The sequence below is a fragment of the Pantoea sp. X-Soil-YNGN-844 genome (assembly GCF_059730595.1).
The window spans coordinates 1,092,359-1,118,389 of the sequence record NZ_AP036007.1 but is presented as its reverse complement, the minus strand read 5'-3'; the positions used below and the strand labels follow the sequence as shown (position 1 = coordinate 1,118,389).

General features: G+C 55.3%; 26 protein-coding genes. 12 read left to right on the top strand and 14 right to left on the bottom strand.

The window, feature by feature from the left end; translation table 11 throughout:
• The first annotated feature begins 34 nt into the window (after positions 1-34).
• From mrdA to lipA, 7 genes are all read left to right on the top strand, one after another.
• Positions 35-1,939, top strand: a complete 1,905-nt coding sequence (gene mrdA, locus AC6I8C_RS05055) for a peptidoglycan DD-transpeptidase MrdA (RefSeq protein WP_497821789.1) — start codon at positions 35-37, stop codon at positions 1,937-1,939.
• 8 nt (positions 1,940-1,947) lie between these two features.
• The gene (gene mrdB, locus AC6I8C_RS05050) at positions 1,948-3,060 is read left to right on the top strand and encodes a peptidoglycan glycosyltransferase MrdB (protein ID WP_033784531.1); all 1,113 of its coding nucleotides are present in this window, start codon (positions 1,948-1,950) and stop codon (positions 3,058-3,060) included.
• Between the two features lie 10 nt (positions 3,061-3,070).
• Positions 3,071-4,117, top strand: coding sequence for an endolytic peptidoglycan transglycosylase RlpA (gene rlpA, locus AC6I8C_RS05045; protein ID WP_497821788.1), 1,047 nt, complete (start codon positions 3,071-3,073; stop codon positions 4,115-4,117).
• Between the two features lie 131 nt (positions 4,118-4,248).
• On the top strand, positions 4,249-5,460 hold the full coding sequence (gene dacA, locus AC6I8C_RS05040) for a D-alanyl-D-alanine carboxypeptidase DacA (protein WP_033732040.1): 1,212 nt from the start codon (positions 4,249-4,251) through the stop codon (positions 5,458-5,460).
• A gap of 100 nt (positions 5,461-5,560) precedes the next feature.
• Entirely contained in the window at positions 5,561-5,824 is a 264-nt protein-coding gene (gene ybeD / locus AC6I8C_RS05035) for a DUF493 family protein YbeD (RefSeq protein ID WP_013357093.1), read from the top strand.
• Between the two features lie 80 nt (positions 5,825-5,904).
• Entirely contained in the window at positions 5,905-6,564 is a 660-nt protein-coding gene (gene lipB, locus AC6I8C_RS05030; RefSeq protein ID WP_497821787.1) for a lipoyl(octanoyl) transferase LipB, read from the top strand.
• Positions 6,565-6,733: 169 nt separating this feature from the next.
• Positions 6,734-7,699: a lipoyl synthase gene (gene lipA, locus AC6I8C_RS05025; protein WP_161732071.1), complete on the top strand. Its 966-nt coding sequence runs from the start codon at positions 6,734-6,736 to the stop codon at positions 7,697-7,699.
• 122 nt (positions 7,700-7,821) lie between these two features.
• Here the strand turns inward: lipA and tatE are convergent, their stop codons facing one another.
• The 6 genes from tatE to AC6I8C_RS04995 all read right to left on the bottom strand — a co-directional run bounded on the left by tatE (position 7,822) and on the right by AC6I8C_RS04995 (position 12,495).
• On the bottom strand, positions 7,822-8,025 hold the full coding sequence (gene tatE, locus AC6I8C_RS05020; protein WP_497821786.1) for a twin-arginine translocase subunit TatE: 204 nt from the start codon (positions 8,023-8,025) through the stop codon (positions 7,822-7,824).
• Positions 8,026-8,117: 92 nt separating this feature from the next.
• On the bottom strand, positions 8,118-8,888 hold the full coding sequence (locus tag AC6I8C_RS05015; RefSeq protein ID WP_497821785.1) for an amino acid ABC transporter ATP-binding protein: 771 nt from the start codon (positions 8,886-8,888) through the stop codon (positions 8,118-8,120).
• Positions 8,885-9,832, bottom strand: a complete 948-nt coding sequence (locus AC6I8C_RS05010; protein ID WP_497821784.1) for an amino acid ABC transporter permease — start codon at positions 9,830-9,832, stop codon at positions 8,885-8,887. The genes AC6I8C_RS05015 and AC6I8C_RS05010 overlap by 4 nt, the downstream gene beginning before the upstream one ends.
• Entirely contained in the window at positions 9,829-10,716 is an 888-nt protein-coding gene (locus AC6I8C_RS05005) for an ABC transporter substrate-binding protein (RefSeq protein ID WP_266306828.1), read from the bottom strand. Before AC6I8C_RS05005 ends, AC6I8C_RS05010 begins: the two co-directional genes overlap by 4 nt.
• Before the next feature lie 22 nt (positions 10,717-10,738).
• The gene (locus AC6I8C_RS05000; RefSeq protein WP_497823310.1) at positions 10,739-11,527 is read right to left on the bottom strand and encodes a deaminated glutathione amidase; all 789 of its coding nucleotides are present in this window, start codon (positions 11,525-11,527) and stop codon (positions 10,739-10,741) included.
• Positions 11,527-12,495: an ABC transporter substrate-binding protein gene (locus AC6I8C_RS04995; protein ID WP_497821783.1), complete on the bottom strand. Its 969-nt coding sequence runs from the start codon at positions 12,493-12,495 to the stop codon at positions 11,527-11,529. Before AC6I8C_RS04995 ends, AC6I8C_RS05000 begins: the two co-directional genes overlap by 1 nt.
• 120 nt (positions 12,496-12,615) lie before the next feature.
• Here AC6I8C_RS04995 and AC6I8C_RS04990 point away from each other — a divergent pair, with 120 nt between their 5' ends.
• Entirely contained in the window at positions 12,616-13,971 is a 1,356-nt protein-coding gene (locus tag AC6I8C_RS04990; RefSeq protein ID WP_497821782.1) for an aminotransferase-like domain-containing protein, read from the top strand.
• Here AC6I8C_RS04990 and AC6I8C_RS04985 read toward each other — a convergent pair.
• The 3 genes from AC6I8C_RS04985 to AC6I8C_RS04975 all read right to left on the bottom strand — a co-directional run bounded on the left by AC6I8C_RS04985 (position 13,949) and on the right by AC6I8C_RS04975 (position 15,867).
• Positions 13,949-14,380 carry a GNAT family N-acetyltransferase gene (locus AC6I8C_RS04985; protein WP_033782287.1) on the bottom strand — a complete coding sequence of 144 codons (432 nt, stop codon included), beginning with the start codon at positions 14,378-14,380 and terminating at the stop codon, positions 13,949-13,951. The genes AC6I8C_RS04990 and AC6I8C_RS04985 overlap by 23 nt on opposite strands.
• Before the next feature lie 228 nt (positions 14,381-14,608).
• Entirely contained in the window at positions 14,609-14,818 is a 210-nt protein-coding gene (cspE, locus tag AC6I8C_RS04980) for a transcription antiterminator/RNA stability regulator CspE (RefSeq protein ID WP_006118399.1), read from the bottom strand.
• Positions 14,819-15,783: 965 nt separating this feature from the next.
• Positions 15,784-15,867: a small membrane protein YohP gene (locus AC6I8C_RS04975; protein ID WP_019105993.1), complete on the bottom strand. Its 84-nt coding sequence runs from the start codon at positions 15,865-15,867 to the stop codon at positions 15,784-15,786.
• A 256-nt stretch (positions 15,868-16,123) separates the two neighbouring features.
• Between AC6I8C_RS04975 and AC6I8C_RS04970 the strand changes: the two genes are divergently transcribed.
• On the top strand, positions 16,124-16,369 hold the full coding sequence (locus AC6I8C_RS04970; RefSeq protein WP_013357084.1) for a hypothetical protein: 246 nt from the start codon (positions 16,124-16,126) through the stop codon (positions 16,367-16,369).
• Positions 16,370-16,542: 173 nt separating this feature from the next.
• Here the strand turns inward: AC6I8C_RS04970 and gntT are convergent, their stop codons facing one another.
• A complete protein-coding gene (gntT, locus tag AC6I8C_RS04965) occupies positions 16,543-17,859 on the bottom strand; it encodes a gluconate transporter (protein ID WP_013357083.1) in 1,317 nt (438 codons plus the stop codon).
• Positions 17,860-18,150: 291 nt separating this feature from the next.
• Between gntT and AC6I8C_RS04960 the strand changes: the two genes are divergently transcribed.
• Positions 18,151-19,299: an iron-containing alcohol dehydrogenase gene (locus AC6I8C_RS04960; RefSeq protein ID WP_497821781.1), complete on the top strand. Its 1,149-nt coding sequence runs from the start codon at positions 18,151-18,153 to the stop codon at positions 19,297-19,299.
• A gap of 80 nt (positions 19,300-19,379) precedes the next feature.
• On the opposite strand, the gene AC6I8C_RS04955 is transcribed toward AC6I8C_RS04960, so the two are convergent.
• The 4 genes from AC6I8C_RS04955 to AC6I8C_RS04940 all read right to left on the bottom strand — a co-directional run bounded on the left by AC6I8C_RS04955 (position 19,380) and on the right by AC6I8C_RS04940 (position 23,693).
• Positions 19,380-20,216, bottom strand: a complete 837-nt coding sequence (locus AC6I8C_RS04955; RefSeq protein WP_497821780.1) for a Cof-type HAD-IIB family hydrolase — start codon at positions 20,214-20,216, stop codon at positions 19,380-19,382.
• Between the two features lie 117 nt (positions 20,217-20,333).
• On the bottom strand, positions 20,334-20,816 hold the full coding sequence (locus tag AC6I8C_RS04950) for an RcnB family protein (RefSeq protein ID WP_497821779.1): 483 nt from the start codon (positions 20,814-20,816) through the stop codon (positions 20,334-20,336).
• 271 nt (positions 20,817-21,087) lie between these two features.
• Positions 21,088-22,185 carry an ABC transporter substrate-binding protein gene (locus tag AC6I8C_RS04945; RefSeq protein ID WP_497821778.1) on the bottom strand — a complete coding sequence of 366 codons (1,098 nt, stop codon included), beginning with the start codon at positions 22,183-22,185 and terminating at the stop codon, positions 21,088-21,090.
• A 221-nt stretch (positions 22,186-22,406) separates the two neighbouring features.
• Complete coding sequence (locus AC6I8C_RS04940; RefSeq protein WP_033732037.1) at positions 22,407-23,693, bottom strand: HAAAP family serine/threonine permease; 1,287 nt, start codon at positions 23,691-23,693, stop codon at positions 22,407-22,409.
• 365 nt (positions 23,694-24,058) lie between these two features.
• On the opposite strand from AC6I8C_RS04940, the gene AC6I8C_RS04935 reads away from it, so the two are divergent.
• On the top strand, positions 24,059-24,649 hold the full coding sequence (locus tag AC6I8C_RS04935; protein ID WP_497821777.1) for a hypothetical protein: 591 nt from the start codon (positions 24,059-24,061) through the stop codon (positions 24,647-24,649).
• Positions 24,650-24,799: 150 nt separating this feature from the next.
• Entirely contained in the window at positions 24,800-25,993 is a 1,194-nt protein-coding gene (locus AC6I8C_RS04930; RefSeq protein WP_497821776.1) for a zinc-dependent alcohol dehydrogenase, read from the top strand.
• The last annotated feature ends 38 nt before the right edge of the window (positions 25,994-26,031 follow it).

The following is a 26,031-nucleotide window of genomic DNA, read 5'->3' as shown; positions in this document are numbered from 1 at the left end:
CCGATCAGCCCACATCAGACATGACAAGTAGCGGATGAAATTACAAAGCAACGCCTTTCGCGATTACAGCGCCGAACAGAAACTCTTTGTCCGTCGGGCGTTCATCGCCTTCGTCGGTATCTTACTGCTCTCTTCAGTACTGGTAGTTAACCTTTACCATCTACAGATTCTTCGTTTTGATGATTACAGCACCCGCTCCAACCAGAACCGCATTAAACTGGTGCCTGTCGCGCCCAGCCGCGGCATTATCTACGATCGCACCGGCACGCCGCTGGCACTGAACCGCACCATCTATCAGGCAGAACTGGTGCCGGAGAAAGTTGATAACCTGCAGCAGACGCTGGAAAACTTACGTCCTGTTCTAGAGCTGACGGACGAAGACCTCGAAAACTTCCAGAAAGAGCGCAAACGCTCGCGTCGCTTTACTTCCATTCCCGTTAAAACCGGTCTGAATGAAGTTCAGGTGGCACGCTTTGCGGTCAATCAGTACCGCTTTCCCGGCGTGGAAGTTAAAGGTTATCAGCGCCGCTACTACCCCTACGGTGCCACGCTGACGCATGTAGTCGGCTACGTCTCAAAAATCAACGATCGTGACGTTGCACGCCTCGACAAAGAAGGTATATGGCCGAACTACGCCGCCACGCACGACATCGGCAAGCTGGGCATTGAAGCGTATTACGAGAGTCTGCTGCACGGTAAAACTGGCTTTGAAGAGGTTGAGGTTAACAACCGGGGCCGGGTTATTCGCCAGCTGCATGAGGAGTCACCTCAGGCTGGCCGTGATATCTATCTGACTATCGATCTCAAACTGCAGCAGTATGTCGAGACCCTGCTGGCGGGCAGTCGCGCTGCTGTTGTCGTCAGCGATCCGCGCACCGGCGAAATTCTCGCCATGGTCTCCACACCCAGTTACGATGCCAACCTGTTTGTCGACGGCATTTCCAGTAAGGATTATCGCGGCCTGCTGGAAGATGAAAATCGCCCACTCTATAACCGTGCGATTCAGGCTGCCTATCCACCGGCTTCGACGGTTAAGCCTTATGTGGCGGTCTCTGCCCTGAGTGCTGGCGTGATTAACCGTAATACCAGCCTGTTTGATCCCGGCTGGTGGCAACTTCCTGGTTCAGAAAAACGCTTCCGCGACTGGAAAAAATGGGGCCACGGGCGTCTGAACGTCACCAAAGCGCTGGAAGAGTCTGCCGATACCTTCTTCTATCAGGTTGCCTATGACATGGGCATCGACCGTCTGTCAGAGTGGATGAATAAATTTGGTTACGGCAGCCGGACCGGCATCGATTTACCGCAGGAGAGCGCCGGTAACATGCCGACCCGTGACTGGAAACAGAGACGCTTTAAAAAGCCGTGGTATCAGGGCGATACCATTCCGGTGGGGATCGGCCAGGGTTACTGGACGGCTACCCCATTGCAGATGAACAAAGCGATGATGATTCTGATCAACGACGGCGTCGTCAAGGTGCCGCATATGCTGCGAGCCACCCGCGAAGGCCGGACCCTTGTGCCCTATCGCCAGCCGCCAGAAGCCCCGATCGGTGATATTCATTCCGGCTATTGGGAAATCGCCAAAGATGGTATGTACGGCGTGGCGAATCGCCCCAACGGTACTGCACACAAAAGCTTTGCTGATGCGCCTTATAAAATTGCCGCCAAGTCCGGTACGGCGCAGGTCTTTGGCCTGAAAGAGAACGAAACCTATAACGCCCACAGAATTGCTGAACGATTACGCGACCATAAATTAATGACCGCGTTTGCCCCTTATGACAAGCCTCGGGTCGCAGTGACCATTATCCTGGAAAACGGGGGCGCCGGTCCGGCTGTCGGCACCGTCATGCGCCAGATTCTGGATCACATTATGTTGGGTGATAACAATACTGTCCTGCCGGACGCCGCCCCTGTGCCGCCCGGTTATGAAGGTGAATAAACATGTCGATGCAAGATAGTCCGCAGAAACGATCGATCTGGATGCGCATCCACATCGATCCGCTGTTTATGCTGATCATTCTCGGCCTGCTGACCTACAGCGCCGTGGTGATCTGGAGTGCCAGTGGTCAGGATCCCGGCATGATGGAGCGTAAACTCGGTCAGATCGCGATGGGACTGGTGATCATGATTGTGCTGGCGCAGGTGCCGCCGCGCGTTTATGAGGGCTGGGCACCCTATCTCTATATTGTCTGCGTCATTCTGCTGGTGGCGGTCGATGCCTTCGGGCAGATCAGTAAAGGCGCACAGCGCTGGCTCGATCTCGGCTTTGTTCGCTTTCAGCCTTCTGAGATTGCCAAAATCGCGGTGCCGCTGATGGTGGCGCGCTTTATTAACCGCGATGTGTGTCCGCCAACCCTAAAAAACACCGGCATTGCGCTGTTGCTGATCTTCGTGCCGACCCTGCTGGTCGCCGCACAGCCCGATCTCGGCACCTCGATTCTGGTTGCTGCTTCCGGTTTGTTTGTCCTCTTCCTTTCGGGAATGAGCTGGAAACTGATTGGCGTTGCCGTTCTGCTGGTCGCGGCTTTTATCCCGATTCTGTGGTTCTTCCTGATGCACGACTATCAGCGTGACCGCGTTATGATGCTGCTCGACCCGGAAACAGATCCGCTGGGTGCCGGTTATCACATCATCCAGTCGAAAATCGCCATTGGTTCAGGCGGACTGCGCGGCAAAGGCTGGCTGCAGGGCACCCAGTCTCAGCTGGAATTTTTGCCGGAGCGTCATACCGACTTTATCTTCGCGGTTCTGGCCGAAGAGCTGGGTCTGGTTGGCGTACTGCTGCTGCTGACCCTTTATCTGCTGCTGATCATGCGGGGACTGGTTGTCGCAGCCCGCGCGCAGACCACGTTTGGCCGGGTCATGGCGGGCGGTTTAATGCTGATTTTATTCGTTTATGTTTTCGTTAACATTGGCATGGTTAGTGGTATCTTACCGGTAGTTGGCGTGCCGCTGCCGCTCGTCAGTTACGGCGGCTCCGCGCTTATCGTGCTTATGGCGGGATTCGGCATTGTGATGTCGATCCACACTCACCGAAAAATGTTATCTAAAAGTGTCTAAGAGGCTGCAGATGCGTAAGGAATGGCTTGGCGTTGCACTGGCATCACTGGTTCTGGCGGCCTGTACCACGCCCGAACCCCAAAATACGGCGCCGCCGCAACCGGCTTACAATGGACCGGTGGTAGAGATTCCAGGCGTTGAGCCTCGTTATGAGCCAGTTAATCCGGGCACCAGCCAGGATTACAGCGTTAATGGCAAAAATTATCGCATCATCAAAGATCCGTCGAACTACAGCGAGGTCGGCCTGGCCACCTGGTACGGCGAAGAGGCACAGGGCAACCGCACCGCTACCGGCGAAGCCTACGATCCCGATGCGCTGACGGCCGCCCACCCTACTCTGCCGCTGCCGGGGTATGTGCGCGTGACCAATATCGCGAACGGCCGTCAGATTGTGGTGCGCGTTAACGATCGCGGCCCCTACACGCCAGGACGCATTATCGACCTGTCGCGGGCAGCCGGTGACCGTCTGAACATCTCCAATAATTCACGGGTGCGGGTCGACTATATTAAGGTGGCTCCCGACGGTACGCTCTCAGGCCCGGGCACCATTGGTACTGTGGTCGCCAAACAGAGCTACTCGCTGCCTGCCCGCCCGGACCTGAGTGGTGGTGCGGTGATGAATGGCGGCAGCGCCGCAAACGCTGAACCGCCTGCTCAAAACGTGGAAGCCATCAGCAACAGCACGCTGCAGGGCGGTGACAACATGGGCGCGCCAGTACAGAGCAGCGGCTTTCTTGGCGCACCTCAGCCATTAGCGAACGGCGTGCTGGAAGGCAGTGAACCACCCGCCGCCAGCGCCGCGCCGGCCGCCAGCAGTGGTGCCGCAGCCGGATATGTCGTACAGGTCGGTGCACTGAATGATCCGGCACGTGCTCAGCAGATGATGAAAAGCCTGAGCCAGCGTTACGGTGTGCCCGGCAAGGTTGAAGACGCGGGCAACAACGTTTATCGCGTTCAGCTCGGCGGCTACAGCTCCCGCGCTGAAGCGGCTGCGCTGCAACAGCGCCTGAGCAGTGAAGGCCAGACTGCCTCATTTATTACTAACACGCGTCGCTGATCGGTTTACCAGACAGCGACACGTTACGTCTGCTAACAACCCAATCATCACGCCCGGTGCCAGACTGACTGGCATTGGGTATGATGAGTGACATTTTTAACCTCAAACTCACGGATGTTGTAGTCCTACACATGAACACGCTGAAATCATCTCGTTTGCTGAAACGCCTGACAGTGGGATCACTGATCGCTTTCTCTCTCAGCCATGCTGCTATTGCTGATGACGTCAATCTCAAGACCATGATTCCGGGCGTGCCGGACATTGATGCCGAAGCGTATGTCCTTATCGACTACAACTCGGGCAAAGTGCTGGCAGAGAAAAACGCCGATGCACGCCGCGATCCTGCCAGTCTGACCAAGATGATGACCAGCTATGTCATTGGACAGGCCGTGAAAGCGGGCAAAATTCATCAGGACGATATGGTCACCGTCGGTCCGGATGCCTGGGCGACCGGTAACCCAGTGTTCAAAGGCTCCTCGCTGATGTTCCTGAAGCCAGGCGACCGCGTACCGGTTTCTCAGCTGACCCGTGGAATTGTGCTGCAGTCCGGTAACGACGCCTGTGTTGCGATGGCTGACTATGTCGCCGGCAGCCAGGATGCGTTTGTTAATCTGATGAACAACTACGTTAAAGCGATTGGCCTGCAGAATACCCACTTCGGGACTGTCCATGGTCTGGACGCTGAAGGTCAGTACAGCTCTGCGCGCGACATGGCGTTGATCGGTCAGGCACTGATCCGTGACGTGCCGGAAGAGTACGCTGTTTATAAAGAGAAAGAGTTCACCTTCAACAATATCCGCCAGATGAACCGCAACGGTCTGCTGTGGGACACCAACCTGAACGTGGATGGGATCAAAACCGGTCACACCAATTCAGCCGGTTACAACCTGGTGGCATCCGCGACTGAAGGCCAGATGCGCCTGATCTCTGCGGTCATGGGCGGTCATACCTTCAAAGGTCGTGAAACTGAGAGCAAGAAACTGCTCACCTGGGGCTTCCGTTTCTTTGAAACCGTTGCGCCACTGAAAGCGGGTAAAGAGTTCGCCTCTGAGCCGGTCTGGTTTGGTGATAATGACCGTGTACAACTGGGCGTGGAAAAAGATGCTTACCTGACTATTCCGCGTGGCCGTATGAAAGATCTGAAAGCCAGCTATGTGCTGACCAACACAGAACTGCATGCCCCACTGAAGAAAAACCAGGTTGTCGGCAGCATCAACTTCCAGCTGGATGGCAAGACGATCGAACAGCGTCCGCTGGTGGTGCTGAACGAGATCTCTGAGGGTGGTTTCTTTGGCCGTATCGTGGATTACATCAAACTGATGTTCCATCACTGGTTCGGTTAAGCGTAAAGGGTGATTGAAAAATCGCCCCCTCGTCCCCATTACCAGATATTATGATGCTCCCGCTCAGGCGGGAGCCTGTTTTTTATGCACCGGAGTAAATATGAAAACCAAACTGAATGAGCTGCTCGAATTTCCTACCCCGTTTACCTATAAAGTAATGGGTCTGGCGCAACCGGAGCTGGTTGATCAAGTGGTTGAAGTGGTGCAACGTCATGCGCCCGGCGACTACAGCCCTGAAGTTAAGCCGAGCAGCAAAGGCAACTATCACTCCGTAAACATCACTATCAACGCCACCCACATTGAACAGGTCGAACGCCTGTACGAAGAGCTGGGCCAGATCGAAATTGTGCGGATGGTACTGTAATTTACGGGTCGGCAAGGCGCCACTGCCTGACGGTTTGCCGACGTTATCCTCAGCGTTTTTTCCTTTAGCGGGCTATCGCTTTGTCAGTTGAAACCCTCATTGTCCGCCAGTCCGGTCTGTGCGACTGGCAATCCGTCTCCGACGCCATGCATCACTATACTGACCAGCGCGACGACCAGAGTCGTGACGAAATCTGGCTGGTCGAACATCCTCCGGTCTTTACTCAGGGTCAGGCGGGAAAAGCAGAACATCTGCTGATGCCCGGTGATATTCCGGTGGTGCAGAGCGATCGTGGCGGTCAGGTCACCTATCACGGGCCGGGACAACAGGTCATGTATGTCCTGATCGATGTAAAACGCCGTAAGCTCGGCGTGCGCCAGCTGGTGACTTTTCTTGAAGAGACGGTGATCGCTACGCTGGCAGAATTCGGCGTCAGCGCCCGCGCCCGCGCAGATGCACCCGGCGTCTATGTCGGGGAAGAGAAAATCTGCTCGCTGGGATTGCGCATTCGCAAAGGCTGCTCGTTTCACGGTCTGGCGCTGAATGTGGCCATGAATTTATCGCCTTTCCTGCGCATTAATCCCTGTGGTTACGCTGGCATGAGCATGACCCAGTTAAAACATTTCCAGCCAGAGGTGACCACAGAGCAGGTACGCGCTCCGCTGGTCAGCGCCTTTGCGCGGCTGGCAGGTTATGAAAATGTTGAATGGATAGCAGGCGATCTTCCTGTTAAGCCTTAACGCAGAATGCGAATTTACAAATATGTAACTTTTCAACGCTGCCGGTGGCTGCTTCGCAGGCGATGAGATGATATAATTTTTGCACTTTTTTCAAATAAAGTTGAAAGCCCCCTTCCCGGTTTGAGTGGGAACGCTTTCAAATCGCAATCCGACCGGAACCTGCTGATTTATGAGTAAACCAATTCAGATGGAACGCGGCGTCAAATATCGTGACGCAGACAAAATGGCGCTGATCCCGGTGAAAACCGTGGCTGTTGAACGGCAGGAGATGTTGCGTAAGCCGGAATGGATGAAAATCAAGCTGCCAGCCGACTCCAGTCGTATTCAGGGTATCAAAGCTGCGATGCGCAAAAACGGGCTGCACTCGGTCTGTGAAGAGGCGTCCTGCCCTAACCTTGCCGAATGCTTCAACCACGGCACCGCCACCTTTATGATCCTTGGCGCAATCTGTACCCGTCGTTGTCCGTTCTGCGATGTGGCGCATGGCCGTCCTAATGCACCGGATGCTAACGAACCCGCGAAACTGGCGCAGACGATTGCCGATATGGGCCTGCGCTACGTTGTCATCACCTCGGTTGACCGTGATGATTTACGTGATGGCGGCGCGCAGCACTTTGCCGACTGCATCAGCGCGATTCGCGAAAAAAATCCCACTATTAAAATTGAAACGCTGGTGCCGGACTTCCGTGGCCGTATGGATCGCGCACTGGAGATTCTTACCGCGACGCCACCGGATGTGTTTAACCACAACCTGGAAAACGTACCGCGCGTCTACCGCCAGGTACGTCCGGGCGCGAACTACGAGTGGTCACTGAAGCTGCTGGAGCGCTTCAAAGAAGCACATCCTGATGTTCCGACAAAATCGGGTCTGATGGTAGGCCTGGGTGAAACCAACGCCGAAATCGTTGAGGTGATGCGCGATCTGCGTCGCCACGGCGTCACCATGCTGACGCTGGGACAGTATCTGCAGCCGAGCCGCCATCACCTGCCGGTTCAGCGCTACGTCAGCCCGGCCGAGTTCGATGAAATGAAAGCAGAAGCGATGGCGATGGGCTTTACCCATGCCGCGTGCGGTCCGTTTGTCCGCTCTTCCTATCATGCGGATATGCAGGCTAAAGGCGAAGAAGTGAAATAATCACGAAGCTTCTCAGGAAGCTTAAAAAAACAAAAAACCAGACTGGGAACAGCCTGGTTTTTTTATACGTGCCTGAAATTGCCTGAAATAAAAAGTAACAGTTATTTGCAGCAAATAACCGATTAATCTTTATGAACGACGCGTTCTGCCGGCACGTCTTCAGCCGGTGTTCGGGTTGCACTGGTATCTTCGTCTTTCATGGCTTTTTTGAAGCCCTTAATCGCGGAGCCCAGATCGCCGCCCAGAGAGCGCAACTTATTGGTACCAAAAAGCAGTACGATAAGCGCACCGATAATCAGCAGCTTGGCAATACTGATACCTTCCATACTTAACCTTTCAACTTTATCGAATCACAGTGACTGTTATTTACGCGCAGTTTGCCTGCGGCGACAACTGGAATCTGTAACAGAGTAAGATCTCAGATGAAGCGACTGAGAAACGCCTGGGTCCGTGGATGCTGCGGATTCGCGATCACCTCTTCTGGCGTGCCCTGCTCCACCACCACCCCGCCATCCATAAAGACGACGCGATCGGCGGCTTCCCGCGCAAAGCTGATTTCGTGGGTTACCACAATCATCGTCAAACCCTGATCTGCCAGGGTACGCATGGTCGCCAGGACTTCCCCCACCAGTTCCGGATCGAGTGCAGAGGTCGGTTCATCAAACAGCATCAGCCGCGGCTTAATCGCCAGCGCCCGCGCAATCGCGACACGCTGCTGCTGTCCACCCGACAGGTGACGCGGCCAGGCGTCCGCTTTATCACTTAAACCCACCGTCGCCAGCAGCGATCGGGCATGAGCCAGAGCCGCCTGACGTGAAAATTTATGCACACCGATGGGCGCTTCAATGATGTTCTGCAGTACGGTCATGTGTGGATAGAGATTGAACTGCTGAAATACCATGCCGATTTTCTGGCGCTGCCGGGCAATCTGCCGTGGCGAGAGCCGGTGCAGCACATGCCCTTTCAGCACATAGCCAATCTGCTCATCGCCGACCCGAATCGATCCGGCGTTCATCTCTTCAAGGTGATTGATGCAGCGCAGAAACGTGGATTTGCCGGACCCGGAGGGGCCGAGAATCACCACCACCTCACCGTGATAAACATCCAGATCGATCCCTTTCAGAACCTGATTGTCGCCATAATTCTTCTGCACGTTGCGGGCGCAGACCAGGGGTTCACTCTGACTCATGGTTCCTCCTGCTGAGATTGCGCGCTGCCCGCTACCGTAGCGGCGCGTCTGGGGGCGCTGGCCACCCGGCGGGTGCCACGCGCATAGTAGTGCTCGATGGCGGACTGGCCCAGATTGAGGATCGAGGTGATCAGCAGATACCAGATCACTGCCACCATCAGCATCGGGATGATCTCGAAGGTGCGGTTGTAGATCGCCTGTACCGAGTAGAGCAGATCGCCCATCGCAATCACGCTGACCAGCGACGTCGCCTTGATCATGCTGATCAACTGGTTGCCGGTGGGCGGAATGATAGACCGCATCGCCTGCGGAATAATGATGCGTCGCAGCGCCCGCCACCGGCTCATGCCAAAGGCTTGCGTGGTCTCCACCTGACCGTTATCCACCGACAGCAGACCGGCGCGAATAATTTCCGCCATATAGGCTGCTTCATTCAGTGCCAGCCCGGCAATGGCTGCCGTCAGCGGCGTAATCAGATCGTTGGTGTTCCAGCTGGCCAGCGTGATGCTGCTCCACGGCAGCGTCAGCGACAGCGCGGGAAACAGCGTGGAAAGGTTGTACCAGAAGATCAGCTGCACCAGTAGCGGCGTACCCCGGAAGAACCAGATATAGAGTCCGGCGACACCGCTCAGCAGCCGGTTTTCAGAGAGCCGCCAGACGCCCAGCAGCAGACCCAGCAGCGTGCCCAGTATCATCGACACGACCGTCAGCCCCAGAGTGACCTGCAACCCTTTCAGTACGGATTCTTCGGTAAACCACTTCAGCACCACCTGCCACTCAAAGTTAGGATTGGTCGCCACCAGCCACAGCAGATTCGAGCCGATTACCAGCACCAGAATCCAGCTGATCCAGCGGCCGTAAGTGGGCGCGCTGCGGGCGAACGCCACGTCGCGCAGCTGCGCCTCGCCACTGTCATCGCGGGGCAGATGGCGAGACGGGCTCATTTGCTGGCCTCTTTCGCCAGATTCAGCCCGGGCGCATTGGTCATGTTGCCCTCAAGCTGCCACTTTTTCATGATCGCTGCATAAGTGCCGTTCTGATACAGCTCTTTGTAGGCATCCAACACCACCTGACCCAGCGGTGAGCCTTTTGGCACAACAGTACCCTGGAAGATATCGCCAAAACCGTTTTTGTGCCCTTTGCCCGCCAGTTCAAGTTGTCCCTTCGCCTGATTAACAAAATAAGTCAGTGGAGCCTGTGATGAGAAGAAGGCATCCGAACGTTTAGAGCGCACCGCCAGAATAGACGAAGGCTGATCGGTAAAGGCCTGCACCGTCACCGCCGGTTTTCCATCGGCCACACACTGCGCTGACTGTTTACGGATAACCTGTTCCGCAGAGCCGGCGGCCATAACCGCAATACGCTTGCCGCAGGTGTCATCCAGCTGATTAATTTTTGCCGGATTCCCCTTCTGCACGCCGAACACCACAAACTCCTGCACAAAATCGACAAAGTCCACTTTCTGCTGGCGGTCCGGGTAATCACCAATCGGGCCAATGGCCAGCTGATAGCGACCCGCATTGATGCCGGTCAGCACGCCTGACAGGCCGCTCACCGTCGCATGCTCGATCTTCACACCCAGCAGTTGCGCCAGCGCGGTGGTTAACTCCGCTGAGGCGCCCTCCATCGCGTGCGGGCCATTAACGATTTCATAGGGCGGAAATGAACCGTTGTTCACTGAAATCATTTTGCCCGCTTTTTTGATCTCATCCGGCAGCCGGTCATGCAGCGCCTGATCAACTTTTTGCACCGGAATAGCGTCGGCAGCCTGCGCCAGGGAGGCAGTCAGCCCCAGCGCCACGATTAAGGCGGTTGCTCTCTTCGTCATAAGGGATTCCTGGTTCAGCAGATCAGTTGAGTTCGGGACGGGCGAAGCGTCGGTTCTCCAGCACTGGCAGTACCCGGCGGGCATAGGCGACGCGCTCAGGATCGAGATCGACAAACAGCAGTGCGGGTGACTCCGCCGCATTCGCCACCGCGACGCCCAGCGGATCGACCACCAGACTGTTGCCGATATTGCGTGGGCCACACTCGCCCACCGCCACCATATAGCAGGTATTCTCCAGCGCACGGGCGCGGGTCAGTAACTCCCAGTGCATCTCTTTTAGCGGACCTTTAACCCAGGCTGCAGGCAGCACCAGTACGTCTGCACCATCCAGCACCAGCCGACGCGCCAGCTCCGGGAAACGTACGTCATAGCAGGTCATTAATCCGACTTTCATACCCGCGACGTCAATCAGCGGCGGAATGACGTGGCCCGGATTGACCCGCTGCGATTCCTGCATCGCAAAGGCATCGTACAGATGCAGCTTTTCATAGGCGGCGATGATCTCACCGTTACGGATAGCCACCAGCACGTTGAGCGCTTTTTGCTGGTCGGTGGGAACGTGAACGCTCATCATGGTGGTCAGCGCAGTGTGCTTGCTGGCGGCCAGCAACTGGCTCAGAAAAGGGCCATCCAGCGGCTGTGCTGCTTTCAGCACTAAATCAGGGTCGGCAATATCACGCGCCAGCACACCTTCCGGCAGGACCAGCAGATCGGCCCCCCCTTCTGACGCACGCTGCATTAAATCCAGACAGATATGAGCGTTGTCCTGCCATTCGCGGCTTACCGCAAACTGTCCCAGTGCCACTTTCATCATTTCTCTTCTCCCGCAGAGGCCGGAAACATCGCTTCCGGCGTCAGTAATTGGTGGGTCAGTCCCTGCTGATAAAGCTCGCGGCTAAAGTCCGCAATCATCTTCCTGTTAGCGCTAAAACCATTCTGATTCCAGTCCGCCGGTAATTCCTGCGCAGTGCGTCGCAAATCGTCCAGCAGCCACGGCGTGGTGTCGGCATATTTCTCTCTTTTCTGCATCCACAGCTGATAAGAGCGATCGATCACTTCACTTAACGCCGCAGGCAGCCACGGATGTTCCGCCGCCAGCGCCGGTTTAAGGGCCAGAATATGAATGCCCGGCACATAGCCAACACGGTGAAAGTAGTCCCGTTCCGCCTGATAAAAATCGGTCTGCAGCTGCCGCAGACCCGAATCAGGCAGGAAAAAGCCCTCCGGCATAAAGGGGGTGAAGATGGCATCCAGCTCACCTGCCTGCAGCATCTCAATCAGCGGTCGCTCGTCAGGAGCCGGCTCAATGTGGCCGGGCCGGCCAAATCCCGCCAGTCGATCGACTATCGGATGCTCTACCGTAAGACGACCGGCATACCAGAAGACATCATCAATTTCGACGCCTGCTTCACGCAGCACCGTGCGTGTCCAGGTATTGCCCGAATCCTGCCAGCCGGTGACGCCAATCCTTTTGCCTTTCAGCTCTGCAGGCGTAGTGAGGGAGCTGCTGGCGGTGGTGATGATGCAGCGCTGGCGGAAGCCGCGCATCAGGAAATGCGGCAGGCCGAGTAAGGTTTCGTCGCCTCTGGCCCGGCTCTGAGCGTAGCGGCTGAAGGAGACTTCGCCCGCGTCATAATCGAGGCTGGTCGCCAGGTCATTCACCAGCGTGCCGACGCGGTCGATCTGCAGATCAAAGCCTTCCGGTCTGATATCGCCCAGCGCCAGTGGGGTGAAGTAGTCCCAGTCGCGTACCGCCAGTCTGATGAGTAGCTTTGCCATGATCTCTCCGTTTGCGCTTCGCCGTCGGTAAGGGGCTTAAAATAGTGCTTGAATTTGATACTAGAGCCGTAATACTTATCTGAACAATCACTATTTTGTTACTGAACAAAGTATTTTCTTATGACAGAGAGCGTCGACCTCAACTGGTTTTGCAGCCAGATAACATCGCCTTCGGTGAAAGGCATCGCCCAGGCCGCCTCCGCCCTGATTCGGGACGGACAAATTGCGACAGGCATGCAGATGCCTGCGGTGCGGGAGATCGCGGAGCAGCTGGGCGTCAGTCCGGCAACCGTTTCTGCTGCCTGGGCGCAACTCAGAAAGCAGAAAGTACTGGCGGGCAAAGGACGCAGTGGTGTCTGGGTCAGTGGCAACACGGTGATGCCGCGTCCGATTCGCTTTGAGAAGATCGGTAATTACGGCGAAAACATCCGCGCCGATCTGACTCTGGCCTCGCCCGACCCTGCCCTGCTGCCTGATCTGCAGCAAGCGCTGCAGGCGGCCCTGCGCTCACCGCAACTCAATAGCTACACCCGCGAAGCGATTTCAGCGCCGCTGCTACAGGCGATTAAGCCGCGCTGGCCCTATGCGGCAGAAGCATTTCTGGCAACGGATGGCGGTTTTGATGCGATGAACCTGCTGGTGCAAACCCTCGTCTCGCCGGGTGACCGGGTGATTATTGAAGATCCAACCGCAACCCGGCTGCTCGATATGCTGGATAACGTCGGCGCAGAGATCCTGCCGCTTACGTGTGATGAGCAGGGGCCACTGCCGGATGTCCTGTCTGTTCTGCTGGAGCAGGCACCGGTGATGCTGATCTATCAGCCTCGCACTCACTCGGCCACCGGGAACAGCATCAGCCCGGGGCGACGTCAGGCGCTGGCGCAGGTTCTGCAAATGAGCAGCACACTGATTGTTGAGGATGATGGGATTGGCGATCTCTCCGCGGAGGCGAGCTGGAGCCTGGGCGTCTGTTTTCCTGAGAGAACGCTACACATCCGTTCATTTTCCAAAGCCTACGGGCCGGATCTGCGGCTGGCCGTGCTCTCTGCCACCTCGGAGATGGTGAAGCGGATTCAGTCATGGCGAAATTTTGGCGTCAGCTGGACCAGCCGCATTCTGCAGGACGCAGTCGCGTGGCTGCTGGAGGATGAGGCAACGCAACAACAGATTGCCACCGCGCGCGCAATTTACCGGCAACGACGCGAAGCGATGCTGACGTCGCTGGCGCGGCGCGGTCTGCCTTTGCCGCTTCGCGACGGGTTAAGCCTCTATATCCCGGTAGCGTCGGAGCAGTTTGCCATGATTACGCTGGCGGCCCGCGGGATTGCGGTCGTGCCGGGCGAGCGCTGTCGGCTTGGCCCCACGCAGTTTATTCGCGTCAGCATCGCCAGCCTCAGGGATGAACAGCGGGAGATGATTGCCGGGGCACTGGTCATCGCCTCCGGACGGGAAGTTAACCCGCTTGCAGATCTTTGATGAGATAACGGGGGGACTCAGTATAACCTTCGCGGGCGTAGAACTGATTCGCCTTGAGACGAGACTGATGGCAATGGACTTCCATACGGTCGCAGCCACGACGCGCTGCCAGCGTTTCAGCGTGCTGAAGCAGCTGCTGGCCGACACCTTTACTGCGCTCACCCTCTGCAATGCAGAAGTAGCTGATGCGGGCAAAATCACCGGCCAGGGCCAGTTGAGGAATAAAATGCAGGGAAAGAAAACCCAGCACCTGGCTGCCATGTTCCGCCACCAGCAGCGCTTCACTGGGATCGCTGCATAACTGCGCCAGGCGCTGTTCAATGAAGCTTTCGGTGCCGCCGTAGCCTAACTCGCTCAACAGGGCACTCAACGCAAAACTGTCTTTCAACTCTGCCTGACGTATGTTCATCCTGCCTCCTCACTCACCGGGTTCTGTCGCTCAGTTATATAGCGTCGCAAACTAAAAAGCTGCATGTCAGGTTGTTATAAATATGTTACGGAAATTTATTGTGAACTGCCGCGCAGTTTGTGCGGCCACAGAGACGATACAGGAGGTTACGATGAAAGGGATGAAGCGCAGATTACAGCCATAAAAAAACCCGCCATCAGGCGGGTTTTTAGAATTCTGACTGTTAACTTACAGACTGATAACGTTAGCAGCAGATGGGCCTTTAGCGCCGTCGGTGATTTCAAACTCTACGCGCTGACCTTCAGCCAGAGTTTTGAAGCCGTTGCTCTGGATTGCAGAGAAATGTACGAATACATCTTTGCTGCCATCTTCAGGAGTAATGAAACCGAATCCTTTAGATTCATTAAACCACTTAACGTTACCTTTGATCTTAGACATCTATATTACCTTTACATGAAAAATGGACACTAAACTGTGTCGGGGTCTAGTACAGCAATTGCTGAGGGATTTGTCCAGTCCGATTTGATGAAAAAGTGATAAATATCGCCTTTCCGTACATCCATCACACTTTCCTGCTTACAGACTTGCGAATTGTCCGTAAACAGCTAGCAGGTCCATGACCTGCACTGAACGCTAACCCGCTGGAAAGACGCACCTTTTTTCTTTTAGCGTTACACAGCGTTCACGTTAAAAAGAAAAATCTTATTAAGATGTATTCCTCTTCTTAATGAAGGCGACAGAAGTAAAAACGCAATTTTTTTATCTTCATCGGAACAGCGCTTTTCTCTGTCTGATCCATTTTTAAGGGTTCTCGCCATCATTGCGGCACCAATGCTCATTAAATGAGCATTAATTCTTAAATTTCTGAGCGCAGCTCCTGCTTTTAGTTGCACCTGGATAAGCGTTCAGTGCCAATAATTCCAGCCAGAGCAGGGTATTCGCGGATATTTTAGCCAACAACAAAGAAACATTGAGCAAGATCAATGAAGTGCTTTTTAGTAAGCGAATTCGCATTTGGCAACAAACAATCAGCGTCATAAGAAATTACGTTTCTCATCGCAGTCCGGAATAATATTGCGCAGCAATAGATAAAATCTGCTTAACCGTGCAGAGGCAGGCATCCGTCAGGGCGCATTAAAAAGGAGGATGAGACGCAGAATGGTGATGAAGATACGCTGTAGCCAGTGTGGAAGCGCACGGTTCGTTTTCACTGATTATCGGGAGGGAAAGCGCAACTTTCATGGTGCCTGCTGCGCATGCTGTAAAAAACAGCTGGGCTCACAGGATCTGCTACCAAATACGCCGATGGATCCCATTAGTCAGTATTTGTTAGCGAGCCAGAAAACAGCTCGGGCACCTGATTAGGTGCCCGCCGTCGCTGAAGCTTTAACAAAACTATGACATCAGAAAATCAGTTTGAACACCCCTGTCAGGGTCAGTAAGCCCACGATAAAAATGATCGCGATAATCCACAGAATAATTTTCATTTCCTTTTCCCCTCACTGATTAAACATTTTTCCTGTAAGCAGTATAGACAGAAAAATTTGCCACGCCGCGTCACTCAGGATTCAACTGCTCATAAGTTCAGCAGATTTGGCTTTTATTTATGTTCTGAGATAACGATCGCAACACCACTTCTTACTGGCCCTCTTTCTTCGTTTTACAGACCATTCCTGGCTAAAATTCAGGCGGCAAGGCAGGCCTCAGTAGTGATGAGATTGAAATGAGTCGCGAGGAGATCTTATGAGCACGATTAATACCAGCATGGGCCGCTACAGCCTTAAGGCCAAAAACAGCGGTAACCACATCAAAGGTTCTTTCGCCATCAACGATGAAGGCGGCACGCAGCTCTCTATGCAGGAGTTTGACGAGCACTATCTTGATGATGTGGTAAACAACGTTATCTATCCGGTCACCGGCGGCAATCGCGAAATTGCGCGAGCGCTGCGGGAACAGATGGTCAAAGCCGGTTTTGAACCGCCTCATTAAGAGGCCAGATTTACGCTATTACAGACCCGTGGGCCGCGTTTTGCGGCCCTTTTTATATTCGTGATTACAGGCTGCGAATAAAACGGCTCAGGAGGCTGCCCGCGATACAAAAAGAAACGGGCCGGAGAGAAGCAAAGAGAGGAGCCGCTGGCAGGGTTGCCAGCGGCCAGAGGTTAAATCGCCCATGAGAGCAGCAGGCAACCCACCAGACCACAGACCGAAATAATGGTCTCCAGCGCCGACCAGGAGCGAATGGTTTCGCCTATCGTCAGGTTGAAATACTCTTTGAACAGCCAGAAGCCAGGGTCATTAACGTGCGAGAAGATCACACTGCCGGAACCCACGGCGATAACCATTAATTCCGGGCTGGCACCACTGGTGACAATCAACGGTGCCACAATACCCCCGGCGGTAATCGCCGCAACCGTGGCAGAACCCAGGGCAATACGCAGCACAGCAGCAATCGACCAGGCCATAAAGATGGGTGAAAGCTGAGTCGAGTGCATCATGCTGGCGATATATTTATCCACGCCGCTGTCCACCAGCACCTGTTTAAAGGCCCCGCCACCGCCAATGATCAACAGCATCATAGCGATGATTTTGATCGAGTCGGTCAGGGTATCCATCACCTGTTCCATCGTACGACCGCGATTCAGGCCAAAGGTGAAGATCGCAATCAGTACCGCAATCAGCGTTGCCATTACCGGGTCGCCAAAGAACTCCGCATAGGGCAACAGTACGTGGCCTTTTGGCAACAGCATCTCCGCCACGGCACGCAGCGCCATCAGCACCACCGGCACCAGTGCCGTCCAGACGCTGACGCCAAAGCTGGGCATTTCCGCTTCGGTAAAGGTCTTCGGGTTGTAAAGGCCCTGTGGAATTGGTTTGTCGATGTTTTTCAGAAAACGGGCATAAACCGGACCCGCCAGAATCACCGTAGGGATACCCAGCAGCGTACCGAACAGCAGCGTTTTACCCATGTCAGCATTAAACAGCGTGGCAATGGCTGTAGGACCAGGATGCGGGGGAAGAAAACCGTGCGTCACTGATAAAGCGGCCGCCATCGGTACCCCGACGTAGAGCAGCGGCACACGCGCCGACGCCGCCACGCTGAAAACCAGCGGCAGCATCAGCACAAAGCCCACTTCGTAGAACAGCGCAAAACCGACGATAAAACCGGTCAGCACCAGTGCCCACTGAATATGCTTTGTGCCGAATTTTTCAATCAGGGTGGTGGCAATACGCTGCGCACCGCCGCAGTCGGCAAGCAACTTACCGAGCATGGCACCAAAACCCATGATTAGCGCAAGGCTGCCCAGCGTGCCGCCTACGCCCGCTTTGATTGAGGTAATGACTTTATTTACCGGCATGCCCTGCATCACACCGACCGCCAGCGCCACCAGGATCAGCGCGATAAATCCATTAAGCTTAAAGCGAATCATCAGCAGCAGCAGTAACGCGACGCCGATCGCCACATAGAGTAATGGCATAGGTTTTCTCCACCTTGCGCACTGAAGGGAATTCAGTGTCGGTTTATTATCATGATCCCCGGGGGGCTGCAAAACAGTGCGCTGTAAGATGCTTACACATCCCGACAAACGCTGTTACCGATAACATGTTAAGGGTAACATCCGCAGGAAAGCACCACCCCACCGACGGTGAATTTCTGTTTTGCGAAGATGATCAACTTTTTGCCAGTGTGTTATCAGAAAGTTTGCCCATGCTGGCGCCGCGCTTTTCGTTACACTCAGATTTTAGCGAAATGTAAAAAGGATGCGCTGGTGAGTGAGAACCTGAGTGAGCTGTACAGTAATCAACGAACCCTCTTTGGCCGCGGTAGTCTGGATAAACTGGTGCCGCTGCTGGCCGCCCGGTCACAACCTTCCCTGCTGTTTTGCGGACAATCTTTCCTGCAGGGGCCAGCCTATGCCCGGATAAAAGCTGAACTCAACGATCACATTCTCGGTTATGAAATTGTCAGCCATGAAGCTTCGCCCGCTGAAATCGATGGCTGGGTTGCACGCTGGCGCGGTCATGTTGATCGGGTGGTTGCGATTGGCGGAGGCAGCGTGCTGGATGCGGCGAAAGCCCTCAGCGCCATGATCCAACACCCGCTGCCTACGGCCCGCTATCTGGAGAAGGTAGGTGACACTGCGGTTCAGCCCATCACGCTGCCGCTGATTGCGGTTCCGACAACGGCCGGGACCGGCAGCGAAGTCACGCAAAATGCGGTATTAACCGACCAGCAGGATATTCAGATCAAAGCGTCACTGCGTCACCCGGTCTTTGTGCCGGAGGTGGCGATTCTTGACCCGGATTTGCTGAAAGGCGCACCTGATCAGGTGCTGGCGACCTGCGGCATTGATGCTTTTACCCATCTGTTTGAAGCGTATCTCTCGGGCAAAGGCAACCTCTTCACCCGCCAGCTCGCGCTGACCGGCCTGCGTCAGTTTGTTCAGGCGTGGCCTGCACTCAATCGCGAGGATGCGGCGGGTGACGCGGCACGTGAAGCAATGATGATGGCCTCATGGCTGGGGGGTGTCAGTCTCAGCAGTGCGGGTCTGGGCGTGATCCACGGTATTGCCGGGGAACTGGGTGCGATTAAACCGTTCCATCACGGTGAAGTGTGCGGACGCCTGCTGTTTCCGTTCCTGGATCTGTTGTCTGACAGCCAGCAGCCGCTGCAGCGTACGCTGATGGCGGAGCTGCACCCGCAGCTCTTCAGCGAATCCACAGATTCACCGGCACAGTTTCTGAAGCAGTGGCTGCAGCAGAATGCCATCACGCCATTCTGGCAGGATGGCCCGTCGCTGAGCCGCAATGAGGTAGAGTGGATCCTGGCGCGAGCCAACAGCAAAAATTCGCTGGTGAATTACAGCCGTGAACAGATGCAGACAATGATTGCGCAGGCCTGGCAAATCACGGCGTGATCAACGTGCTGAACTCCTTCACTGACCTGCCAGCCCGGCAGGTCATGCAGCAGCTCAGCGTTATCCTGGCACGTTCAGTCTCAGCGCCGCGGGGCGGCAAAAGGCCCCTCACCTGCCAGCATCTGCTCAATGATCTGCAACACGCCCTGCTCATTATTAGACGCCGCGGCATAACGTGCCGCCTGCTTCACCCGCTCTGGCGCATTGTCCATGGCAAAACTGAAGCCAGACTGTTTCAGCATCTCCAGATCGTTACCGCCATCGCCAAAGGCCAGCACCTGGTCGTGCGTGATCCCCCAGCGTTTTGCCAGCAGATCCAGACCGTGCGCTTTGTGATTTCCCGGCACGATCAGATCGACCGAGCCATGACCGCTTGACGTCGCGGCCACGCGTCCCTGGTGCAGTCGCTCAATATCCGCCATCAGTGGCTCGATGTAGTCATCCGAGAGGTTCAGCGCGAACTTAAACAGCCGGTCATCCTGCACCTCATCCAGATGATGAATCGGCTTCAGCCGGTGACAGTAATGGCGCATCTTCTTCAGCCAGCTCTCTTCCATGCCGTCGAAGTAATACGCGCTGTTACGGCCACACAGCAGATAACGCAGGCCGGGATAGTCGCCGTTTTGCAGGGTGCTGATTACCGCTTCAACGTCGCGGCGTTCAAAGGCACCGCAAAACAGCTCTTCATCACGGTCAATAATCCATGCGCCGTTTTCCGCCACAAAGGCGATATCGCTGGCGATCTCCGGGAAGAAAGATTTGAGCTGGTAATACTGATTGCCGCTGGCCACAACAAATTTGATATCGCGGGCAGTGAGTTGCTGATAGCAGGCGAGAAAGCGGGATCGATTGTACTGCTTGTTATCGTCCAGAAACGTGCCATCCATATCGACTGCAACCATCTTAACCGTGGTCATCATGACTCCTTACACAGGAAATTTTCAGCGTGGAGTCTCAGGATAGCCGCTGGCGCAGCAAAACGGAAAGAAACAGGGATGGCCGCAGCCATCCCTGTTGATCGGTTCAGGTTAGAATCAGTTCAGGGCGCTGTTCAGCACCAGCGCGGTAATCACACCGGTCGCGGCAGCAATCAGCACATAGTTGCCGTCGATGTTTGCCCAGTGATAACCGCTCGGCGGTTCACGCAGACCGCGTTCATGCCAGTCGGCTACGCGATAATGGTCGCCGCGATATTCCTGCGGGACAGGATGGCCGCGACGGAAGTCGTGCCCCTGCCAGGCGAAATGGTCACGGTCATTGCGGGATTCTCTGCCACGATGGTTGTTATCTTCATCATGCCGATTATTGCCCATGTCGTGAGGCTTTTTATCATCATGGCGATTGTTGCCGCGGTCTCGATTCTGATCGGGGCCGCGATTGTCATGACGTTTATCACTGTTCTGATGCGGCACCGGCTTACGCTGACCGTCATCATGATCGTCTGCCAGTGAAACCTGAGAGAAGAGCGTGCTGCATGTTAAAAGTGAAGCGATAAGCGTTAATGTTGTTTTTTTCATGATACTGCCTCCGAAAATAACGGCTGTTCAGGCACCGTTGATCGGCATCATGGCAATAATTCTGGCGGGAGACACCTGTAAAAGTCTTAAAATCCGGTAACTTACACAGTATTACGCTTGCTTAGCGATTTCTTAACACAGGTCATATCTTTAAAACTCTTCTGACGCAATCCAGATGTTAACCGGGCAGCCTGAACATCACGCCTCAGGCTGACCCGTTAAAACCTGTTCAACGTCAGGGTGCTGAAATGCACCCCGACGCTTTACCCGGTCATGGCGTGCTGAGGATCACCGGCGCATCCGGCAACGCCGTGAACTGTTTTACGATATGGTGATAATCGGCCGTCGGATCGAGATCACGGAATACCTCTGGATAGAGATCTTTTGCCAGAATTTCCATACCGATGATGTTGTAAGGGTGATTATAAAAATGGTGATAAACGCCATAGACCCGTTTCTGCTTCACCGGTTCGATCTGCTCCAGCCCGGTACGACTCTGCAGGCGGTTGAATATGGCGGTCACGTCGGTCTGACTGGCACCATAACCAAACGGCAGCACATTGCTGTTCGGACGCTTCGAGCCGGTCATGATGTAAACGTCCGGCTTCATGGCGATAATCTTCTCCAGCGACACAAAACCTGAGCTGCCGGGCAGCAGCGCTGAGCCGATATTTTCCCCGCCGACCGCTTCCACCAGCGCACCCCAGCCGTTATGACCATGGGTAAAACAGCAGTTGTCGCTGTTACCGGCAATCGGTTCAATAAACACCGTCGGCTTGTGCGGCACCTGCGCAATCTTCTGCTGAAGCATCTGCCAGCGCTGCTGATAAAAATCAGCGTAGGCTTTCGCTTCGGTTTCGCGATTCAGAACGGTACCCAGCACTTTCACACTCTTTAGGGTGTTCTCTTTGGGGTGAAGCTCATCATCCAGGAACAGCACCGGGATATGCAGATTCTTCAGGGTAGCCAGCACGCCCGACTGCGTCAGTGCCGGTTTAGCGCGCAGCTGCGCAATCATCAGATCGGGCTGCTTCGCCAGCACGCTCTCCAGATTGACCTGCCCCTGATCGTTAAAGCCCATGTCTACAATCGATGCCGCCTGCGGCCAGCGCTGCTTCAGCAGATCCCAGGTCTGGGTATCCTGCTTTTTCGGCAGGTTATTCCAGACAACGACCCGCTGAAACGGGTTCTGTCGATCCAGTAAAGCCAGCGCCATCACGTCGCGTCCGTCCTGCAAAATCACATGCTGCGGCTCCTTTTGCAGCGTAATTTTCTGACCATCCATATCGGTCACCGTGACCGGATAGGTGGTTGCCGCGCAGGCGGTTGACAGTAACAGCGTGGTGGCAGCAACAATCCCGATTTTCATTTTTCTCCTGTCCTTTAAAGGAATAATAATTATTCGCGTTAACTCTACCATGTGAAAAAGTAACAAATGTAAATATTGCTGACGAGATGCGTCTGACAGAGAGGGTTTAGTGTGCGGCGGCTGGCTAAAACAGGGAGGCGATATACGGAGAAAATGACGGGTAGCGGGCAGAACAGCAGGCGCCTCTCAATACCGCTGAGAAGCGCCTGTTGAGTGATCGGTTACTTCACCAGCGAATAGAAAATCGCGGAGATGGCAATCAGACCAATCAGCACCACAAACAGGTTACTGATTTTCCCGCTGTACTTACGCATCGCCGGCACTTTGTGAATGGCATACATCGGCATCAGGAACAGGATCATCGCAATCACCGGCCCGCCCAGCGTCTCAATCATGCCGAGAATATTCGGGTCCAGCGTTGCCACCAGCCAGGTGGTAAGCAACATAAAGAGTGACGTCAGGCGATTCAGTCTGGCAGGCGCGATGGTTTTACCGCGGCTGCGCAGCGCCTTATTGACCATACCATTAAACCCTTCACGCGCCCCCAGATAGTGGCCGAGGAACGATTTGGTGATCGCCACAATGGCAATCAGCGGCCCGAGCCAGGCAATCATCGGCACCTGAAAATGGTTCGCCAGATAGGAGAGAATCGTAATGTTCTGCGCCTTGGCGGCATGCAGATCGTCAGGCGACAGGCTCAGCACGCAGCTGAAGACAAAGAACATCACCGTCACCACCATCATCAGGTGCGAGCAGGCCAGAATGCGCGAGCATTTTTTCTCGGCGGCGTCGCCATACTCTTCGCGCTTCGCCAGGGCAAAGGAGGAGATGATCGGTGAGTGGTTAAACGAAAAGACCATAACCGGTATCGCCAGCCACAGCGTCATCCACAGGCTGCTGCCCGCAGGCTGAACGTTCAGCGTTGAGAGTGCAGCCCCGTGCCAGTGCGGGATCAGATAGCAGGCCATCAGCATCAAAACCGCCACAAAGGGATAGACCAGCACGCTCATCGCTTTGACGATCATCTTCTCGCCGAAGCGCACAATGGTCATCAGGCCGACAATCAGCAGCAGCGATAGCAGCACTCGCGGCGGCGGCACCAGGCCGAGCTGATTCACCATCAGGCTTTCCACCGTGTTGGTAATCGCCACGCTGTACATCAGCAGAATCGGGTAAATCGCGAAGAAATAGAGCAGCGTAATCAGCTTGCCCGCGCCGACGCCGAAATGCTCCTCGACCACCTCGGTAATATCACCTGCCGGATTTTTACCGGAAAGGACAAACCGCGTCAGGGCGCGGTGCGCGAAGAAGGTCAGCGGAAAGGCCAGCACCGCCATGATAATAAGCGGGATCAGCCCGCCGACACCGGCATTGATGGGCAGGAACAGCACACCGGCTCCGATTGCGGTGCCGTATAAACCCAGCATCCACATGGTGTCGGTTTTACGCCATCCCGTATCGACGTCACTCTCAAGCGCGCCCAGCGTGCCAGTTTGCGTGGTTTTCATCAGATAGTCCGTGTTAAAAGCCGCCAGTAAACCTGAGCCGTCAGGCAGGCAACGCTATGCCCTGCTCTGCGCCTCAGCTGCAGACGGATCGGTGAAGCGTAAAATGATCCGCGCATGCAGAGGTAATCGATTGCGTGCGCCACTTTTTACACTACCTGACGATAAAAGTTCAAGCTGCGAAGACAAACACGCATGGATTGCTGAAAAAACCGTCAGGTTGTGCAAAGTGACTGCGCGGTGATCATGCCATTTTTGCGCCCGCTTTACTGCTCCTGAAAAGGTGATCCCTGTAACGATAAAGCGTAACGGGCTACGCTTTATCTGACGCTGTCGCGATCACGCCGACAGGGACACAGGAGAAAAGAATGAAAATTGCCTGCCTGGGATGGGGATCGTTAATCTGGAAACCTGGCGCACTGCCGGTGGCCAGTCAGTGGCATCATGATGGTCCTGCCGTACCCATTGAGTTTGTGCGCATCGCTGACGGCGGTGAACTATCAACGGCGATCTGTCTCAACGCCCGCCCGGTGCCGGTGTTCTGGGCCTGGCTGAACACCGCCTCACTGGAGAGTGCCTGCCGCGCGTTGCGCATTCGGGAGGCGATACCAGACAGCCGCGTCGATGGCGTCGACATGATGACGGTGACAGAAACCTCAGTGGGACCGCTGGCGGAATGGGCGCAGGCGAAAGGCATCGAAGGATTAATCTGGACCGGTCTGCCTGCCCGCATGGCGGGAGTTGAAGGGCAGATACCGACGCTGGATGATGCGCGACACTATCTGCAGAATCTTACCGGTGAAACACGTGAGCATGCTTTTCACTACCTCGGGCAGGTTCCGGCACAAATCGACACCCCTTACCGGCGCGCGCTGGCTGATCTCACCGGCTGGCAGCCGGATGCGCTATCCGTTACTGCCGACCCCCTGAAAAGGCATTCACCGAGCCCGCCGGTCTGAAACCGCCTCGCCTCCAGCACCGCTCGGCTTACTCCTCAAAGGGTTACTACACTTCAGGCAGGTTTCGATTTCAGATTCCCTGAGTCTTCCTCGCAGGCAGCCACACCTTCTGGTCTGGCCGCCCTTCCCCCGTCAGCAGGAGATCAACCAATGAAAGCATTAACGTATCACGGCCCGCATAAAGTCAGCGTGGATAACGTGCCCGACCCGGGCCTGAAAGCGGCCGATGACATTATCCTGCGCGTGACCGCTACCGCCATTTGCGGTTCAGATCTGCACCTTTATCGCGGCAAAATTCCCGGCACCGGGCATGGCGATATTTTTGGTCATGAGTTTATGGGCGAAGTGGTTGAGGCGGGCAGCGCAGTGACTGCCGTCGCCAAAGGCGATCGGGTAGTCATTCCGTTTGTGATCGCCTGTGGCGACTGCTTTTTCTGCCTGCTGAGCCAGTATGCCGCCTGTGAAAATACCAACAGCGGACGGGGCGCTATTCTGAACCGCAAAAACATCACGCCGCCCGCGGCGCTGTTTGGTTTCAGTAAGCTCTATGGCGGTGTGCCCGGCGGTCAGGCGGAGTATGTCAGGGTGCCGAAAGCCAATACCGGTCCGTTCAAGGTGCCGTCTGTACTGTCAGATGAGAAAGTGCTGTTCCTGTCGGACATTCTGCCCACCGCGTGGCAGGCGGTTAAAAATGCCGAAGTCAAACCCGGCTCCAGCCTGGCGATTTTCGGTGCTGGTCCGGTGGGCCTGCTCAGTGCCGCCTGCGCCCGACAGCAGGGTGCCGAACAGATTTACATGATTGACCACAACAACTACCGCTTAAACTTTGCCCGCGATCGCTACGGCGTCATCCCGATTAACTTCGATGAGATCGATGATCCGGCCGGCTGGATTATCGAGCACAGCACCGGCAATCGCGGTGTGGATGCCGTGATCGATGCCGTCGGGTTCGAGGCGAAAGGCAGCCTGACTGAAACCGTGCTCACCAATCTCAAGCTGGAAGGCAGCAGTGGTAAAGCGTTGCGTCAGTGTATTGCTGCGGTGCGGCGTGGCGGTATCGTCAGCGTACCAGGCGTTTACGCCGGATTTATTCACGGCTTCCTGTTTGGTGATGCCTTCGATAAAGGGCTGACCTTTAAGATGGGACAGACGCATGTGCATGCGTATCTGCCCGATCTGCTGAAGCTGATTGAGCAGGGGCATCTGACGCCGGAAGAGATTGTGACCCATCATCTGCCGCTGGAAGATGCCGCACGCGGCTACGATATTTTCGCTAAACGCGAAGAGGAGTGCCGGAAGGTGATTCTGGTGCCTGGCATGGCTGCTACACAGGCCACGATTTAATCGCCTGAACCTCACTACCGGATCCCCGGCAGAGCTCG

Excerpts from the sequence above, each read along its gene's own strand:
- AC6I8C_RS04950 (WP_497821779.1), bottom strand. The coding sequence starts at position 20,816 with ATGAAAAAAACAACATTAACGCTTATCGCTTCACTTTTAACATGCAGC.
- tatE (WP_497821786.1), bottom strand. The coding sequence starts at position 8,025 with ATGGAAGGTATCAGTATTGCCAAGCTGCTGATTATCGGTGCGCTTATC.
- AC6I8C_RS04930 (WP_497821776.1), top strand. The coding sequence starts at position 24,800 with ATGAAAGCATTAACGTATCACGGCCCGCATAAAGTCAGCGTGGATAAC.
- ybeD (WP_013357093.1), top strand. The coding sequence starts at position 5,561 with ATGAAAACCAAACTGAATGAGCTGCTCGAATTTCCTACCCCGTTTACC.
- lipA (WP_161732071.1), top strand. The coding sequence starts at position 6,734 with ATGAGTAAACCAATTCAGATGGAACGCGGCGTCAAATATCGTGACGCA.
- mrdB (WP_033784531.1), top strand. The coding sequence starts at position 1,948 with ATGCAAGATAGTCCGCAGAAACGATCGATCTGGATGCGCATCCACATC.
- AC6I8C_RS04955 (WP_497821780.1), bottom strand. The coding sequence starts at position 20,216 with ATGACCACGGTTAAGATGGTTGCAGTCGATATGGATGGCACGTTTCTG.
- AC6I8C_RS05005 (WP_266306828.1), bottom strand. The coding sequence starts at position 10,716 with ATGACGAAGAGAGCAACCGCCTTAATCGTGGCGCTGGGGCTGACTGCC.
- AC6I8C_RS05000 (WP_497823310.1), bottom strand. The coding sequence starts at position 11,527 with ATGAAAGTGGCACTGGGACAGTTTGCGGTAAGCCGCGAATGGCAGGAC.
- AC6I8C_RS04970 (WP_013357084.1), top strand. The coding sequence starts at position 16,124 with ATGAGCACGATTAATACCAGCATGGGCCGCTACAGCCTTAAGGCCAAA.
- AC6I8C_RS04940 (WP_033732037.1), bottom strand. The coding sequence starts at position 23,693 with ATGAAAACCACGCAAACTGGCACGCTGGGCGCGCTTGAGAGTGACGTC.
- AC6I8C_RS04995 (WP_497821783.1), bottom strand. The coding sequence starts at position 12,495 with ATGGCAAAGCTACTCATCAGACTGGCGGTACGCGACTGGGACTACTTC.
- AC6I8C_RS04945 (WP_497821778.1), bottom strand. The coding sequence starts at position 22,185 with ATGAAAATCGGGATTGTTGCTGCCACCACGCTGTTACTGTCAACCGCC.
- AC6I8C_RS04975 (WP_019105993.1), bottom strand. The coding sequence starts at position 15,867 with ATGAAAATTATTCTGTGGATTATCGCGATCATTTTTATCGTGGGCTTA.
- cspE (WP_006118399.1), bottom strand. The coding sequence starts at position 14,818 with ATGTCTAAGATCAAAGGTAACGTTAAGTGGTTTAATGAATCTAAAGGA.
- gntT (WP_013357083.1), bottom strand. The coding sequence starts at position 17,859 with ATGCCATTACTCTATGTGGCGATCGGCGTCGCGTTACTGCTGCTGCTG.
- AC6I8C_RS05010 (WP_497821784.1), bottom strand. The coding sequence starts at position 9,832 with ATGAGCCCGTCTCGCCATCTGCCCCGCGATGACAGTGGCGAGGCGCAG.
- dacA (WP_033732040.1), top strand. The coding sequence starts at position 4,249 with ATGAACACGCTGAAATCATCTCGTTTGCTGAAACGCCTGACAGTGGGA.
- AC6I8C_RS04985 (WP_033782287.1), bottom strand. The coding sequence starts at position 14,380 with ATGAACATACGTCAGGCAGAGTTGAAAGACAGTTTTGCGTTGAGTGCC.
- mrdA (WP_497821789.1), top strand. The coding sequence starts at position 35 with ATGAAATTACAAAGCAACGCCTTTCGCGATTACAGCGCCGAACAGAAA.
- AC6I8C_RS05015 (WP_497821785.1), bottom strand. The coding sequence starts at position 8,888 with ATGAGTCAGAGTGAACCCCTGGTCTGCGCCCGCAACGTGCAGAAGAAT.
- rlpA (WP_497821788.1), top strand. The coding sequence starts at position 3,071 with ATGCGTAAGGAATGGCTTGGCGTTGCACTGGCATCACTGGTTCTGGCG.
- AC6I8C_RS04935 (WP_497821777.1), top strand. The coding sequence starts at position 24,059 with ATGAAAATTGCCTGCCTGGGATGGGGATCGTTAATCTGGAAACCTGGC.
- AC6I8C_RS04990 (WP_497821782.1), top strand. The coding sequence starts at position 12,616 with ATGACAGAGAGCGTCGACCTCAACTGGTTTTGCAGCCAGATAACATCG.